Below are 15,212 nucleotides of genomic sequence, written 5' to 3' on the forward strand. Positions count from 1 at the left end.
GATGAACAGAGATAGAGGAACCATTAAATGGAGCGCAATGATGCTGCCGGAGCATGTCAAATTATTGCGTGAATGGCAAGAAGAGGACAAAATTGTTACCCAACCCCAACTTGACGAAGCCCAGTTAGAACAGATTAACATCAATCTACAGCGAGCCTACACAGAGCAATGCCCGATTGTACTAAAAGTATGGGAGCAAACAGGCCTCTATACAGTTTCTGGGGCCATCCAAAAAATCAGCATCCACGAACAATACGTCAAACTGACAAACAGCGAAAAAATTCATTTCCACCATATTTATGAAGCGCTCTTAGATGAGTAGAATTTCCAATTGACCAATAAAAAATAGAAACGATAAAACCAGATATTAAGCAAGTTGATTGGAATGGAGGGGAGGCGACTCCAGCGGGAATAGCGCGAGCGAGAGACTACAGGCTCGAGCCGTGCCCGCGGAAAGCGTCCGACCCGGAATGGAAATCAACCCCATTTTAGAAAGAGAAATTAATTTCTCTCAATCTTATAACGAGAACCACCCTAATAGAAGCAATTTTTCTATTCGAATATTTCACACGTACAAATGTATTGCTCAAAAAGAATATTTTTAACATATTGTTTTTTACAAAAGAACATCCTATAATGAATTTCATGAAAATGTTTGAACATCAAGTGTTATGGATGGTTCTATGTATTTTCCACAAGGACATTTGTTTTAATAGATGAGAAATAATGGACGGTATATTCAGCGGTAACAGGCAGAATATATGTCTTTTAAAGGATAGGGAGGCTTCAGATTGAAGAAAATTATGGTGACCGGTGCTTTAGGTCAAATTGGTTCGGAATTAGTAGAGAAGTTACGCCATACGTATGGCACAGATAATGTATTGGCAACAGATATTCGAAAAATTGATCAGCATGAAGGTCCATTTGAAGTATTGGATGTAACAGATGGGAAACGCATGCACACACTTGCCCATGATTTTGGTGCAGACACGATGATACACATGGCTGCATTACTCTCGGCAACAGCAGAAAAAAATCCGGTATTTGCCTGGAATTTAAATATGGGCGGTTTAATGAATGCACTTGAAGTGGCACGTGAACTGGATATGCAGTTTTTCACGCCAAGTTCAATCGGCGCATTCGGTCCTTCTACGCCAAAGGACAACACACCACAAGACACATTGCAGCGCCCAACAACGATGTACGGTGTCAATAAAGTAGCCGGCGAATTATTATGCGACTACTATTACACACGCTTTGGACTGGATACACGCGGTGTCCGTTTCCCGGGGCTGATTTCTTATGTGACGCCACCTGGTGGAGGAACGACGGACTATGCGGTAGATATTTATTATAAAGCGATTGCGGAAGGACGCTACACATCTTATATTGCAGAAGGTACGTATATGGATATGATGTATATGCCGGATGCACTGCAGGCGATTGTGGATTTAATGGAAGCAGACCCGGCAAAGCTTGTGCACCGCAATGCATTTAATATTTCGGCGATGAGCTTTGAGCCGTCTCAAATCGCAGCCGAAATTAAAAAACATATTCCAAGCTTCACAATGGATTATGAGGTGGACCCGATCCGTCAGGCAATTGCCGACAGCTGGCCAAATGCAATCGACTCATCCGCAGCGATTGAGGAATGGGGCTTTAAAGCAAGCTACGATCTGGAAAAAATGACGGTCGATATGCTGGAAAAACTAAAAGTACGATTAGCACAAAACGCAATTTAACTTATAGAAGCGAGTGAAACTGTTGGCAAGCAGTTCACTCGCTTTTTTATTTTATAGGGCTGCCTGCGGATAGCCTTTATGAAAAGCGAAATTCAGTAATTTCCATTTTCCGCAGAAAAAAGAAATTGCTGCATTATTGACAAAATATTTTCATTTTTCAGTATATTATATTAGAATGATGTTGTGGGAGAAATTAGGAGGCGTTTTATCAGTAATGGGGATTGCCGGTAAAAGATAACGTCTCATAAAAGGGGGAAATATATAATGATGATGCAAACACCACTCGTTCTAACAGATATGATTAAGCGTGCAGAAACGTATTATGCACACAAAGAAATTATTTCACGTACAAGTGAGGAAAAGGTTCATCGCCTTACATACGGGCAATGGGTGAAACGCACAAGAAAGCTGGCGCACGCATTAACCAAGCTGGGCATGGAGCGCGGCGACAAGATTGCGTCGTTTGCCTGGAATCAGCACCGCCATTTAGAAGCATATTTTGCGGTTCCATGTACAGGTGCAATTTTGCATATGGTTAATATCCGCCTGTCACCGGAACATATTGCGTACATTATTAATCATGCGGAAGATAAAATAATTTTAATAGATGAAGATTTAGTGCCGCTCATTGAAGAAGTGCAGTCGGAGCTGAAAACAATTGAACATTACATCATTATGGCGGATGGGGAGCTGCCGGAAACGACTTTGCCGAATGTACTGTCATACGAGGCATTGCTGGAAGAAGCAGATGAAAACTTTGCGTTCCCGGAAGATTTGGATGAAAATGCGCCGGCAAGCATGTGCTATACAAGCGCAACAACAGGAAATCCAAAAGGGGTCGTGTATACACATCGTTCGCTCGTACTGCATTCCATGTCGATTTCAATGGTGGATACGATGGCAATTTCAGAACGTGACACAATTTTACCGATTGTTCCGATGTTCCATGTCAACGCTTGGGGGATGCCGTTTGCAGCAGTGAATGTAGGGGCGACGCAAGTATTGATCGGCCCTCAGTTTACACCGTCATTAATATTGGATTTCATTGAGCAATACAATGTAACGAAAACCGCGGGTGTCCCGACAATCTGGCTTGGCGCATTGCAGGAGCAGGAAAAAAGAGCCCGTAATTTATCGACATTACAAGCTATTTTCTGTGGAGGGTCTGCTTCACCAAAAGGGCTTATTAAAAAATATGAAGAAATGGGCGTCAATTATATTGTGGCATACGGCATGACGGAAACTTCACCGATTGTTTCAATGTCACGTGATATGTCACATATGGATGACTGGTCATTGGATGAAAAAATCGAAACACGCGCGATGCAAGGTTTAACGGTTCCGGGGATAGAGTCAAGCATCGTCAATGAAAACGGTGAAGTACCTTGGGATGGCGAAACAATGGGCGAGCTGCGTCTGCGTGGTCCATGGATTGCGGCAGAATATTATAAAGATGAACGTACAGCGGAAGCATTTTCTAATGGTTGGCTATATACAGGTGATATCGCGGTTCGTTCAAAAGAGGGATTCATTAAAATAACAGATCGAACGAAAGATTTGATCAAATCCGGTGGTGAGTGGATCTCGTCCGTTGATTTGGAAAATGCGCTCATGTCGCATGAAGCGGTATTTGAAGCGGCGGTCATCGCCATTCCACATGCGAAATGGCAGGAGCGTCCGCTGGCATGTGTTGTCCTGAAAGAGGGAGCAAATGCAACTAGAGAAGAGCTAACGTTATTTTTGGAAGGTCAATTTGCTAAGTGGTGGTTGCCGGATGATATCGTCTTCTTAACGGAAATTCCGAAAACTTCTGTCGGGAAATTCTTAAAGGCAAAGTTACGCGAAAATGTGAATGAAATTTATCCACAGCTCCAACTATAGTGTGGAATGAAATAAAAAACGGGAAAGCATCGAATTACCGAGCGTTCCCGTTTTTTGTCGTCCCGCCTACGAAAAAGCGTTTCATAAGGGAGAGTCCTAAGTTGAAAAGGAAAATAATGAGTGCAACACGAAAGAATGCGACAAAGTATTGCCAAGTCGTTGTGCTGTCAATGAACAGCTTTGGCATGCTATCGACTAACACATAAGTAAAATAACCGGCAATCGCGACAAAAAACAAACCCGCAAAAAAGTCCTTTACATTCATCTTGAACCCCCACTAAATAGATTTAATCAAAGGATACCATATAAAGGAAACAGAATATATATATATAGAAGAAAGTAGGATGCAAAGGTACTGATTGAAATGGGGGAACCCACTTATTCACTAGTCTTTGCATCCTCTTTATAAGCAACGACTAAATTACAGCCGTCTTCTTCGTTGCCTGTACAAGCGCTTCGATTGCAGTCCAGTCTTGCTCAACGAGTGCCGTAACAATTTTACTGCCGACAATTACTCCATCCGCAATGTCGCCGAAGCTTTTTACATGTTCAGTTGTTGAAATACCGAAGCCTGCTAACACGGGAATATTGCTCGCTGCTTTCAAGTTTGCAAAATGCCCGGCAAGTTCCGTGGCAAAGCTTGCACGTTCACCGGTAATACCGTTTACCGTAACGGCATAGACAAAGCCTTCACTTGCAGCAGCTAATTTTTTTATACGTTCAGGAGGGCTCATCAATGATACAAGCTGTACAAGCGCAATGCCGTTTTCCTTTAACGCATCATGCAATAAGGCACTTTCTTCAAAAGGCATATCCGGTACAATCAGTCCTTCGACACCACCACGTTTTGCATCCTCTGCAAATACTTCAATTCCATAAGCCAGAATCGGGTTTAAGTACGTCATGACAACGAGCGGAATATGGATTTCCTGTGCAAAGCTTTGGAGTTCATCCAGTACTTTTTTTAATGTCACACCGTGTGCAAGCGCACGTTCGCCGGCTTGTTCAATTGTTGGTCCATCTGCTACAGGGTCTGTAAATGGAATCCCAACTTCAATTGCGGATACTCCGATTTGCTGAAGCTTTAATATAGTAGGTTTTAATGTTTCAAGCCCGCCATCGCCTGCCATAATATAAGGAACAAATGCTTTATCCCCTGCTGCTAATACGTTTTCTAGCTGTTTTTGCAATGTCATTTCACGCCACCTCCAAGTTTATCCATTAATGTGTGAACATCTTTGTCCCCACGTCCTGATAAGCAAACAACAACAATTTCATCGGCAGGTCGGTTCTTGGCAAATTGACTTGCATAGTAAACGGCATGAGCGCTTTCCAATGCCGGTAAAATTCCTTCCGTTTCACATAACAGCTTCACACCTTCAAGTGCCTGTTCATCTGTAACAGAAGGGTAGGATGCACGACCTGTTTCATGTAAATGGCAGTGTTCCGGTCCTACTCCCGGATAATCTAGTCCCGCTGAAATTGAATGCGCTTCTTGAACAAAACCGTTGTCATCCTGCAATAAATACATGAACGCACCGTGAAGGACACCTGTTTTTCCAACATGAATTGCTGCCGCGTGTTTGTCGGTATTGACACCTGAACCTGCAGCCTCCACTCCATACAATGCTACATCCTGGTCTTCCACAAAAGGGTAGAACATTCCGATTGCATTACTGCCGCCACCGATACAAGCAATAACCGTATCCGGAAGTCGTCCTTCCTGCTGTAAAATTTGGGCACGTGTTTCATCCCCGATGACACGCTGGAAATCACGGACAATTGTAGGGAAGGGGTGTGGTCCAAGTGCCGAACCTAAAATGTAATGCGTATCTTCTATATGCGTAACCCAGTGACGCAACGCTTCATTAACTGCATCCTTTAATGTAGCGGAACCTTTTTCTACTGCAACAACTTTTGTCCCGAGCAGTTCCATACGGAAAACGTTCAGTTGCTGGCGGCGTACATCTTCTGCCCCCATATAAACGATACATTCCATATTAAGCAGTGCACACGCAGTTGCCGTTGCGACACCGTGCTGACCTGCACCAGTTTCAGCAACAATTTTTTTCTTCCCCATCCGTTTTGCCAAAAGTGCCTGGCCGATCGCATTATTTATTTTATGTGCGCCGGTATGGTTTAAATCTTCACGCTTTAAATAGATTTTCGCGCCGCCGACTTTTTTCGTTAAACGCTCCGCAAAATAGAGGGGAGTTTCACGTCCGACATATTGCTTTAAATAATAATCAAGTTCTTCCTGGAAAGAGGGGTCCTTTTTTGCTTCCTCATATGCAAGCTCCAATTCCTCAAGTGAAGTCATCAATGTCTCGGGTACAAATTGCCCGCCGAATCGCCCGAAACGTCCTTTTACTGTCGTCATAAAATCAACTCTCCTTTTGCTGTTTCAATAAAATTCGTAATCGCTGCTGAACTTTTTCGACCATCCACTTCTACACCACTTGAAACATCTACCGCAAATGGCTCGACAAGCATAATCGCCAATCCAACATTTTCTTCATTTAGTCCACCTGCCAAAATGACCTTTTCAAGCGGGATTTTCACTTTATCAAGCAACATCCAGTCAAAAGACTTTCCGCTTCCTCCACGGAAGTCAGTTCCAGGCGCATCGAACAAATAATAGTCCACATCATATGTTGCCGCACGTGTCACATCGTCTTCGCTACGAATCGAAAATGCTTTAATTGCCGGCAACCCGATTTCCTGAATCTGATCAGGCGTTTCATCTCCGTGATACTGGATATAATCGAGTCCGACTTCTTTTGCAATTTGACGAATAGTGGCTGGTTCCTCATTGACAAAAACCCCGACTTTTTTGACCGTACTCGGAATTGCCTTTGCCAGTTCCACTGCTTCCTCTACCGTAATGCGTCGTTTACTGGGCGCAAACATAAATCCGATAAAATCGGCACCTGCTTTGACCGCTGTTTCCACATGTTCAATTTCTTTTAATCCGCAAATTTTTACTTTTGTCATCGATTTTCGCCAACCTTTGCTGTTATGTCGATTTGTAGTGCTTTAAGTGAATTTTTGACGTCTCCGCTGCGCATTAATGCTTCGCCGACTAATACTCCTTTTGCGCCAGCATTCGCCACAAACTGTGCATCTTCCGGACCTAAAATGCCGCTTTCACTAATAAATGCTATCGGTGAAGGGGGAAGAAGCTGCGCAATTTCAAGTGTTGCTGACAACGAAACATCGAATGTTTTCAAATTCCGGTTATTCACTCCGATAATATTTGCCCCAATAGCAAGGGCACGCTTTAATTCATCGGCATCATGTACTTCAACGAGCACTTCCAGCTGTTGTTCTGTCGCATAGGCGTAAAGGGATTTCAGCTGGTCATCCGTTAATGCTGCGACAATCAACAGGATAACCGATGCGCCGGCCGCTTTCGCATAGTCGATCTGCACTTCATGAATGATGAAATCTTTACATAAAACCGGTATGTCCACAGCATTGGCAACGGCATTTAAATCTGCATAGCTACCTTTGAAAAATGCGCGCTCTGTCAAGACGGAAATACAGGCAGCACCTGCTTCTTCGTATTGTAACGCTTGCTCAACAGGGTCGACTTCTGTCGCAATATCACCTTTAGAAGGGGAAGCACGTTTCATTTCCGAAATTACTTGCAATGAATTGGCTGATATCAGTGTTTCGTATAGGGAAGGGCGGACCTTATCAATTGTTAAAAACACAGGCTTTGTCGAAAGCAATTGTGGCAGCTCAGTCTTTTTTTGGTCAATAATACGGTCTAAAATCGTCATTTTACGGGTTCCTCCTGCGTCTTTTTTTGGCTATAAGCAACGATATTTTCTAATTTTTCATAAGCGCGTCCTGACATTATGCTGTCCTTTGCCATCTCGATTCCTTCTTTCATCGTCTCGGCAAGCCCGTATGCAAAGAAGCCAATGCCGGCATTTAAAAGAACCGTATCGAAATACACGCTTTGTTTTCCTTTTAGTAAGTCACGCATAATGTCCGCATTTTCTGCAGGGGTACCGCCGCGAATTGCAGAAAGGGGCTGTGCGGCTAAGCCGACATCTTCAGCACGCAGTTTAAATGGAATCATGTCCCCGCGGTCTAGCAGTACAAAAGTGTTTTCACCATCCAGTGATGCTTCATCCATTCCTTGTGCACCAGATACGACGATTGCACGTTCACGTCCCAGCATATGGAGCACTTCCGCGTAATCGGTCGTGAAGTTCGGTCGGTTAATCCCGACAAACTGCGTTTTTAACGGAACAGGGTTTGTTAAGGGACCGACTAAATTGAAAATCGTCGGCTTGCCGATTGCCTGTCGAACTTCACCAATCCGTTTTAACTTCGGGTGCATGTTCGGAGCATGTAAAAAGGCGATACCATGCTGTTTGAGCAATTCAGATGTTTGTTCGATATTTGGCAGCAGCGTAATGCCAAGTGCCTCCAACACATCCGAGCTTCCTGAAGCGCTCGATACTTTCCGGTTGCCGTGTTTTGCTACTAAAATGCCGCCACCTGCCAATACAAATGCGGAAGTTGTACTTATATTGAAGCTTTGAAGTCCATCGCCGCCTGTGCCGCAGTTATCGATATAAATGCCTTCGGGTACTTCGACAGCAACTGCATGTGACTTCATAACAGAAGCTAAGCCTGCAACTTCATGTGCTGTTTCTCCTTTTGCGCTCATCGCTGTTAAAAATGAGGCGATCTGTTCTTTCGGTGTTTGCTCATTAAAAATAAGCTGTGCCGCCTGCGTCATTTCCTCAAAAACTAAATGCTCTTTTCGCTCGATCTGTTCAATATATGGAAGTAAAGACATGTTCATCATCCTTTCAGTAAAGAGTGGAATGGCGCTTCTTCCTCTGTTTCCGAGTGAAGCTGTGCGACATTTCCTTGAATTATTATCGTTTGTTCAGGTGTTGTGAAATCGACCTGGCCATTAAAGCCGATATAGCCGATCAAGCCTTGTGATGGCAATAGCCCTTTCACGACGTCGATGGCATGAAGGGTAGGGCTTAACGTACCTGTTGTAACATTGGCAAGCTGCTGCACCGATTTTTCTGTACTAAAGCGTTCGATTGACGGGGCATCATTTGTAACGGAAATATTCCCGTCCCTTACTTGCATATAGTTTGATTTTGATGTGCCGATTACTGTGCAATCATCAAATTCGACATAGTACATATAGGGTGCAGCGTGTTCGATGCGCATTTTCCGGTAAAGGGAAAGGGCCTCACCAGTAAATTGTGCACGATAATGTCCATTTTCCTCTTTTTCGACATGTTGTAATGTATAGGATGACTGTTCAGGTGTCGGTGTTGTAAACAGCTGTTCAATCAGTTGATCAATATTTGGTGCCACTTGCTCGGCTTCAATATTTGTATGAAAAACAGCAATTTCATCTGTTAAATGATCAAAAATAACGAGTGTATCGTAAACATGGAACTGCAGTTCAGGCAACGGCTTCTGCAATGCGTGAATATAGCCAATGCCGCCACCTGTAAACGGATATTCCGTATGTGATGAAATGCGCGGCATCACTTGTTTTAATAGTTGGATCAGCTCGCCTTCATATGTGTAGGCTTTATTGGAATGATGTGTATGATCCAAAAGCTGATCTTCAGTCCCGATATATGTTTTACGCGGGTTGACACCAATGAACGAATAGCGTCCATTACCATCATATTTTGAGGAACTTTCCAATAAAAACTTCCGTTCACCTTGCAGTCGCTGGAAAATAGAAATCGGTGTCAGTAAATCCCCATTTACTTTTTTCATTGATGTACGAAAATGTTGCTGAACTACCATTTGAAACACTCCTTTTTGAAATAAACTACGCCTTTACGATTCAGATTATTTAGCAATCCTGTAATTAATTTAAAGCTTTGCTGAATAAAAAAAAATCGCCCTCAGCAAAAGAATTAACTTTTGCGAAAGGACGATTTTCACCGCGTTGCCACCTCGTTTGAAGCAAATCAAAAAAACTTGCTTCCACTTAAACCTGATAACGGCAGGGTACCGTCCGCCGACTAACGCCGGCAGCTTTCATAAGGCCCATTCACATTTACCTTTTGGCGTATTTTCACCAGCCATACGCTCTCTGGACAAAACGATAAATGCTACTCTTCTTATTCAACAATTTACTCAACTAAGCTCAACTAAACGAAAACGGTGGTCACGCTCCCGCAACCTGCTACCGTAAATAACAATTTGAATTATGCTTTATTCTAACACTGAAAAATGAAATGTCAAACAATTCTAAAATAAGTTTTCTAAATAAAAAACCAGCCGACATAAAAAAGTCAGCTGGTGAAACAATCGAAATTAGATTAATTTTTTGAAATCCAATCGTTTATTTAAAGTGTACATAATCGGTGCTCCAACCGCCAATACAACAAATTCGCCAAATGCTACAAACAGCCAAGTTTCCCAGAACGGGAAGCCAAGCACGATATTCAGCTGTGCTGCAATGATAAACATTGTAAACGTAAATAATGTTGTATTAATAATCAGGCGAGCCCAAATATTTTTCACAAACTTACAAATGAATATGAAAATTCCCAGTGTAATAATCGTATGTCCAACACCAAATACTAAATCGATGGGACCGATTGAAGACATCAGGAAATTGGAAATAAATACACCTAAAACTACACCCAACATATAGCGCGGGTTAAATGCGACTAAATGGTTAAAAATTTCGGCAATACGGAACTGTACTTGCCCAAAGCTAATTGGCGCAACAAGCATTGTGACAGCAATATATAATGCTGCAATAATGGCACTCGCTGCAATAAACTTTACCTTCATATGAAATTCCTCCTAGTTTTTTAACGTGGGATGGTTACGAACCACGCAAAGCAACTGCAATCATAGCAATATTGAAAATAAAAGTAAAGATTTATAGGACTTTTTTTTCAAAAAATTTTCACAGAGTAGAAAGTTTAACAAACCGCGTCGCTTAGCGGTTTAAAGAGTATTGTCAAAATTCCGAAATGAGGCACATTACCTATAATAAATTCAGAACATTCTAAATGTTATTGACTATCTAAAAATGACGCGGTAATATTATTTCAACACTTCATCCAAATGAAGTTCGGTGCTTTAAATCGATAAAGTAATTAGGGGGAAATAAGATGAGAAAAAATTTAATGAAGCTGTCCTTTTTGTTATTCGGGCTTCTTTTATTATTAGCTGCTTGTGGCGGGGAAGAGAGCGAGACATCTTCGAATGAGACGTCCAATGGCGAAGCTGTAGATACAGCTAAAGCTGATAGCGATAAAACGTTTAAAATCGGAACAACACAAATTGTTGAGCATCCATCATTAGATGCAGCAAAAGAAGGATTTAAAAAAGCAATTGAAGATGCAGGGATTAAAGCAGAATACGTAGACAAATCTGCAAACAACGATAACAGTGCGAACATGACGATCGCCCAGCAGTTAGTCGGGGAAAATGTAGATCTGATTTTCGCGAACTCAACACCTTCAGCACAGGCGGCAAAAAGTGCAACTTCTGATATTCCGGTTATCTTTACATCGGTAACGGATGCAGTAGGGGCGGAATTGATCGAGTCAATGGCAACACCTGGTGCTAACGTAACAGGTACGATTGATTTACATCCGGAAACAATGCCGAAAACAGTTGCCTTCCTTAAAGAATTAGGGGCAACAAATGTAGGGATGGTATATAACGCGGGTGAGCAAAACTCAGTGGCACAAATCGCGGCAGTAAAAGAAATTGCAGCAAAAGAAGGCGTAACAATTGTTGAAGCGGCAGTATCTGCTTCATCTGAAGTTCGTCAGGCAGCAGAATCTTTAGTAGGAAAAGTAGATGCATTCTATATTATTACTGATAATACGGTCGTTTCGGCACTAGAATCTGTAATCGAAGTAGCAGATGCAAACAAATTACCGCTTATTGTCGGTGAGCTTGATTCAGTAGAGCGCGGCGGTTTAGCTGCATACGGTTTCGAATACTATGATATCGGCTATGAAGCAGGGCAAATGGCAGCACAAATTTTATTGGAAGGCAAAGCACCTTCAGAAGTTCCGGCTGCATATCCGGCTAACTTAAAACTAGTAATCAATAAAGCTACTGCAGAAAACTTAGGGTTGGAAATTAAGCCTGAATGGGAAGCAGAAGTACAATAATTCACATTTATACAAAAAAGCAAGTCAGCCTAAACAGGTATAAAATGTTTAGGCTGACTTGCTTAAAACTTTTAAAAAAGTCAGGAGATGATTCGAGATGTTTACAGCTATGTTTGGGTCAGTGGAGCAAGGGATCATCTATGCAATTATGGCACTTGGGGTTTACTTAACATTCCGCGTGCTGGATTTTCCGGATTTAACGGTTGATGGAAGCTTTGTAACGGGAGCAGGTACGGCAGCGATGATGATCGTGCTTGGCTATAACCCGATTCTTGCCACATTGGTCGCAACAGTTGCTGGATTTATTGCTGGATGTATGACAGGAATTTTACACACGAAAGGGAAAATCAATCCGCTGCTTGCAGGGATTTTAATGATGATCGCTCTCTATTCGATTAATCTTCGAATTATGGGATTAAGCTCAGATACCGGTGTAACACGACCAAATATTCCACTATTAAATTCAGAAACAGTTTTTTCGACGTTCGGTTCTTTCTGGTCGAATTTAGGCATTGATTCAGCGATTACAAACGTACTAAAGTCAATGGGCTTAGCTTCTGTTCCAACAACTTGGGGTGTTTTAATATTAATGCTTGTTGTGACGACAATTATTAAACTAGTAGTAGACTGGTTCTTAAAAACAGAAATCGGTCTTGCAATCCGCGCAACAGGCGACAATAAACGAATGATTCGCAGCTTTTCCGCAAATACCGATTCATTAGTCATTTTAGGACTCGGAATTTCAAACGGTATGGTGGCATTATCAGGTGCATTAATTGCCCAGTATACAAAGTTTGCCGATGTCGGATTAGGTATTGGTATGATTGTTGTCGGTCTGGCATCTGTAATTATCGGTGAAGCCATTTTCGGAACGAAGTCGATTGTTCGTGTCACATTTGCGGTTATTGCCGGGGCAATAATTTACCGAATGATTTACGCATTGGCGTTACGCGTAAAATGGTTGGACTCAGGGGATATGAAATTAATTACGGCGGTTATCGTTATTTTAGCGCTGGTAATCCCGCAAATCGTTGGGAAATATAAAGAGAAAAAGAGAAAAGAAAAACGTTTGGAAGAACGTCTCGCATTACAGCAGACAAAAGTAGATATTGAGCAGGGAGGGAAGAGCCTTGCTTAAATTAGATGGCATTAATAAAGTATTTAACGAAGGAACACCCGATGAGAAAATTGCGCTGGACAATATTAACTTGCATTTGGCACCAGGTGATTTCGTTACAATTATCGGCAGTAATGGTGCCGGGAAATCGACAATGATGAATATGATTTCAGGTGCGTTAACACCAGATTTCGGCTCTGTCGAAATTAACGGCAATGATTTAACCCGCCTGCCGGAATATAAGCGTGCTGTCCATATCGGCCGTGTTTTCCAAGATCCGATGGCAGGTACAGCACCAACAATGACAATCGAAGAGAACTTGGCGATTGCCTATTCTCGTAATACGAAGCGTTCATTGCGCTTCGGTGTTGATAAAAAGCGTCGTGAGTTTTTCAAAACGTCATTGGAAAAACTGCATTTGAATTTGGAAAACCGTTTATCGGCAAAAGTCGGATTATTATCAGGAGGGGAACGCCAGGCATTAAGTTTATTAATGGCGACATTTACGAAACCTGCGATTTTACTGCTTGATGAACATACAGCAGCACTTGATCCGTCACGGGCTGAACTTATTACAAAGCTGACAAAAGAGCTTGTCGAGGAAAGCCGGCTGACGACATTGATGGTCACGCATAATATGCAGCAGGCGCTCGATTTGGGGAACCGCCTCATTATGATGGATAAAGGGCAAATCATTTTGGAAGTCGGTGAAGACCGTAAACAGGACTTGACGATTCCGGATTTAATGCACGAGTTCGAACAAATCCGCGGCGAAAAAATGAATTCAGACCGCGCGTTATTAGGGTAAATGAGGAGTTCCAGACAGATAAAGCAAAAACTCGATTTTCTCTGAGAGAAAATCGAGTTTTTATATTTCAATAAAAGTATTTATACTAGCAATGCAAACAGCGTACTGTCGTTATTTACTTCCTTATATTCAAAACCGTTTGCACGCATACGTTCAATTAATCCTTCATGATCTTCGCGATGTGCAAGTTCAATGCCGACCAATGCCGGGCCACTTTCTTTATTGTTTTTCTTCGTATATTCAAACGTTGTAATATCATCATTCGGACCAAGCACTTCCGTTAAAAATTGGCGTAATGCTCCTGAACGCTGCGGGAAGCTTACGATGAAGTAATGCAGAAGCCCTTCATAAATCAGTGAACGCTCTTTAATTTCCTGCATTCGTCCGATATCGTTATTTCCTCCAGAAATAATGATGACAACCGATTTTCCGCGAATTTGATCTGCGTAAAAATCGAGTGCAGCAACCGACAATGCGCCAGCTGGCTCGGCAATGATCGCATGCTTATTATAAAGATCTAAAATAGTCGTACATACTTTGCCTTCCGGAACAGCAATAATATCATCCAAATAGTGACGGCATACTTCATAAGTATCATGCCCAACACATTTAACAGCAGCCCCGTCAACAAATTTATCAATCGTATCCAGTGAAACTACTTCGCCATGTTGGAAAGCAGATTTCATGCTGGCTGCACCAGCAGGCTCTACACCGATAACTTTACTAGAAGGGGATAAGTTTTTAATGTAGGAAGAGACGCCTGACATTAAGCCGCCACCGCCGATACTGCCAAATACATAATCGATTGGTTCTTCGATGTCATTCATAATTTCGACAGCCACTGTTCCTTGGCCAGCCATTACATCTGCATCATCGAACGGATGGATGAAAATGCGGTTCTCCTGCTCACAATAGGCAAGTGCGCTTTCTGCCGAGTCGTCAAAAGTATCTCCTGCCAGCACGATTTCCACAAAGCTTCTGCCAAACATCCGTACTTGATCGATCTTTTGTTTCGGTGTTGTTTTCGGCATAAAGATTGTTGCTTTAATTTCCAGCTTTGCACAAGCATAAGCAACACCTTGTGCATGGTTGCCGGCACTAGCACAAACGACACCTGAAGCGCGGGCTTCCGTTTCGATTTTTTTAATTTTATAATAGGCACCACGTAATTTGAATGAGCGAACATGCTGCAAATCTTCACGCTTAAAGTAAATTTTTGCCCCATACTTTTCGGATAAATATTCGTTTAGTTGCAGGGGTGTATGTACAACAACATCTTTTAAAAAATGATGTGCGATTAATACGTTTTCCACTGCAATCGTAGTCGGTTGAGTAACTCCCATTTCCATGTAACCTCCGTCATCTGATTAAAGATTATATTATTCTATCATAAATTTATGTTGTAATGGCGTAAAAATTCTGTAAATTATGAAAATTCATCAATACGCCATAATGAAAGCGGTTTAATAGAGAACTGACGTATTGTTTTAGACAAGATTATCTTTAAATTG

At 42.2% G+C, this 15,212-nt stretch carries 15 protein-coding genes, 1 riboswitch and 1 other annotated feature; of the genes, 6 read left to right on the forward strand and 9 right to left on the reverse strand.

The features are described from left to right. Nucleotide 1: 1 nt before the first annotated feature. From MKY51_RS02320 to MKY51_RS02330, 3 genes are all read left to right on the forward strand, one after another. Nucleotides 2–322, forward strand: a complete 321-nt coding sequence (locus MKY51_RS02320) for a YolD-like family protein (protein WP_339175054.1) — start codon at nt 2–4, stop codon at nt 320–322. Between the two features lie 469 nt (nt 323–791). Next, nucleotides 792–1,742, forward strand: a complete 951-nt coding sequence (locus tag MKY51_RS02325; RefSeq protein ID WP_339175055.1) for an L-threonine 3-dehydrogenase — start codon at nt 792–794, stop codon at nt 1,740–1,742. Nucleotides 1,743–2,009: 267 nt separating this feature from the next. Further along, nucleotides 2,010–3,623: a long-chain fatty acid--CoA ligase gene (locus MKY51_RS02330; protein ID WP_339176559.1), complete on the forward strand. Its 1,614-nt coding sequence runs from the start codon at nt 2,010–2,012 to the stop codon at nt 3,621–3,623. Between the two features lie 34 nt (nt 3,624–3,657). Here the strand turns inward: MKY51_RS02330 and MKY51_RS02335 are convergent, their stop codons facing one another. The 8 genes from MKY51_RS02335 to MKY51_RS02370 form a co-directional block, all read right to left on the reverse strand. Continuing rightward, nucleotides 3,658–3,888: a sulfate permease gene (locus MKY51_RS02335; protein WP_339175056.1), complete on the reverse strand. Its 231-nt coding sequence runs from the start codon at nt 3,886–3,888 to the stop codon at nt 3,658–3,660. A gap of 151 nt (nt 3,889–4,039) precedes the next feature. Next, entirely contained in the window at nt 4,040–4,819 is a 780-nt protein-coding gene (gene trpA / locus MKY51_RS02340) for a tryptophan synthase subunit alpha (RefSeq protein WP_339175057.1), read from the reverse strand. Further along, on the reverse strand, nt 4,816–6,003 hold the full coding sequence (gene trpB / locus MKY51_RS02345) for a tryptophan synthase subunit beta (RefSeq protein WP_339175058.1): 1,188 nt from the start codon (nt 6,001–6,003) through the stop codon (nt 4,816–4,818). The genes trpA and trpB overlap by 4 nt, the downstream gene beginning before the upstream one ends. Further along, nucleotides 6,000–6,617, reverse strand: a complete 618-nt coding sequence (locus MKY51_RS02350; RefSeq protein ID WP_339175059.1) for a phosphoribosylanthranilate isomerase — start codon at nt 6,615–6,617, stop codon at nt 6,000–6,002. Before MKY51_RS02350 ends, trpB begins: the two co-directional genes overlap by 4 nt. Next, nucleotides 6,614–7,408, reverse strand: a complete 795-nt coding sequence (gene trpC / locus MKY51_RS02355) for an indole-3-glycerol phosphate synthase TrpC (RefSeq protein ID WP_339175060.1) — start codon at nt 7,406–7,408, stop codon at nt 6,614–6,616. The genes MKY51_RS02350 and trpC overlap by 4 nt, the downstream gene beginning before the upstream one ends. Next, complete coding sequence (gene trpD, locus MKY51_RS02360) at nt 7,405–8,442, reverse strand: anthranilate phosphoribosyltransferase (RefSeq protein ID WP_339175061.1); 1,038 nt, start codon at nt 8,440–8,442, stop codon at nt 7,405–7,407. Before trpD ends, trpC begins: the two co-directional genes overlap by 4 nt. Before the next feature lie 5 nt (nt 8,443–8,447). Next, a complete protein-coding gene (locus MKY51_RS02365; RefSeq protein ID WP_339175062.1) occupies nt 8,448–9,431 on the reverse strand; it encodes a metal ABC transporter ATP-binding protein in 984 nt (327 codons plus the stop codon). Nucleotides 9,432–9,554: 123 nt separating this feature from the next. Next, nucleotides 9,555–9,768: a binding site (T-box leader), on the reverse strand. A 179-nt stretch (nt 9,769–9,947) separates the two neighbouring features. Continuing rightward, nucleotides 9,948–10,433 carry a QueT transporter family protein gene (locus MKY51_RS02370; protein WP_339175063.1) on the reverse strand — a complete coding sequence of 162 codons (486 nt, stop codon included), beginning with the start codon at nt 10,431–10,433 and terminating at the stop codon, nt 9,948–9,950. Nucleotides 10,434–10,439: 6 nt separating this feature from the next. Further along, a riboswitch (PreQ1 riboswitch) is annotated at nt 10,440–10,484 on the reverse strand. Between the two features lie 275 nt (nt 10,485–10,759). Between MKY51_RS02370 and MKY51_RS02375 the strand changes: the two genes are divergently transcribed. The 3 genes from MKY51_RS02375 to MKY51_RS02385 all read left to right on the forward strand — a co-directional run bounded on the left by MKY51_RS02375 (nt 10,760) and on the right by MKY51_RS02385 (nt 13,701). Continuing rightward, nucleotides 10,760–11,776 carry an ABC transporter substrate-binding protein gene (locus MKY51_RS02375; protein ID WP_339175065.1) on the forward strand — a complete coding sequence of 339 codons (1,017 nt, stop codon included), beginning with the start codon at nt 10,760–10,762 and terminating at the stop codon, nt 11,774–11,776. 97 nt (nt 11,777–11,873) lie between these two features. Then, complete coding sequence (locus MKY51_RS02380) at nt 11,874–12,914, forward strand: ABC transporter permease (RefSeq protein ID WP_339175066.1); 1,041 nt, start codon at nt 11,874–11,876, stop codon at nt 12,912–12,914. Further along, nucleotides 12,907–13,701: an ABC transporter ATP-binding protein gene (locus MKY51_RS02385; protein WP_339175067.1), complete on the forward strand. Its 795-nt coding sequence runs from the start codon at nt 12,907–12,909 to the stop codon at nt 13,699–13,701. The genes MKY51_RS02380 and MKY51_RS02385 overlap by 8 nt, the downstream gene beginning before the upstream one ends. Nucleotides 13,702–13,781: 80 nt before the next feature. Here MKY51_RS02385 and ilvA read toward each other — a convergent pair whose 3' ends face one another. Continuing rightward, the gene (ilvA, locus tag MKY51_RS02390; RefSeq protein WP_339175068.1) at nt 13,782–15,050 is read right to left on the reverse strand and encodes a threonine ammonia-lyase IlvA; all 1,269 of its coding nucleotides are present in this window, start codon (nt 15,048–15,050) and stop codon (nt 13,782–13,784) included. Between the last annotated feature and the right edge of the window lie 162 nt (nt 15,051–15,212).

The organism is Solibacillus sp. FSL R5-0691, from assembly GCF_037974225.1.
In the GTDB taxonomy this organism is placed as follows: Bacteria; Bacillota; Bacilli; order Bacillales_A; family Planococcaceae; genus Solibacillus.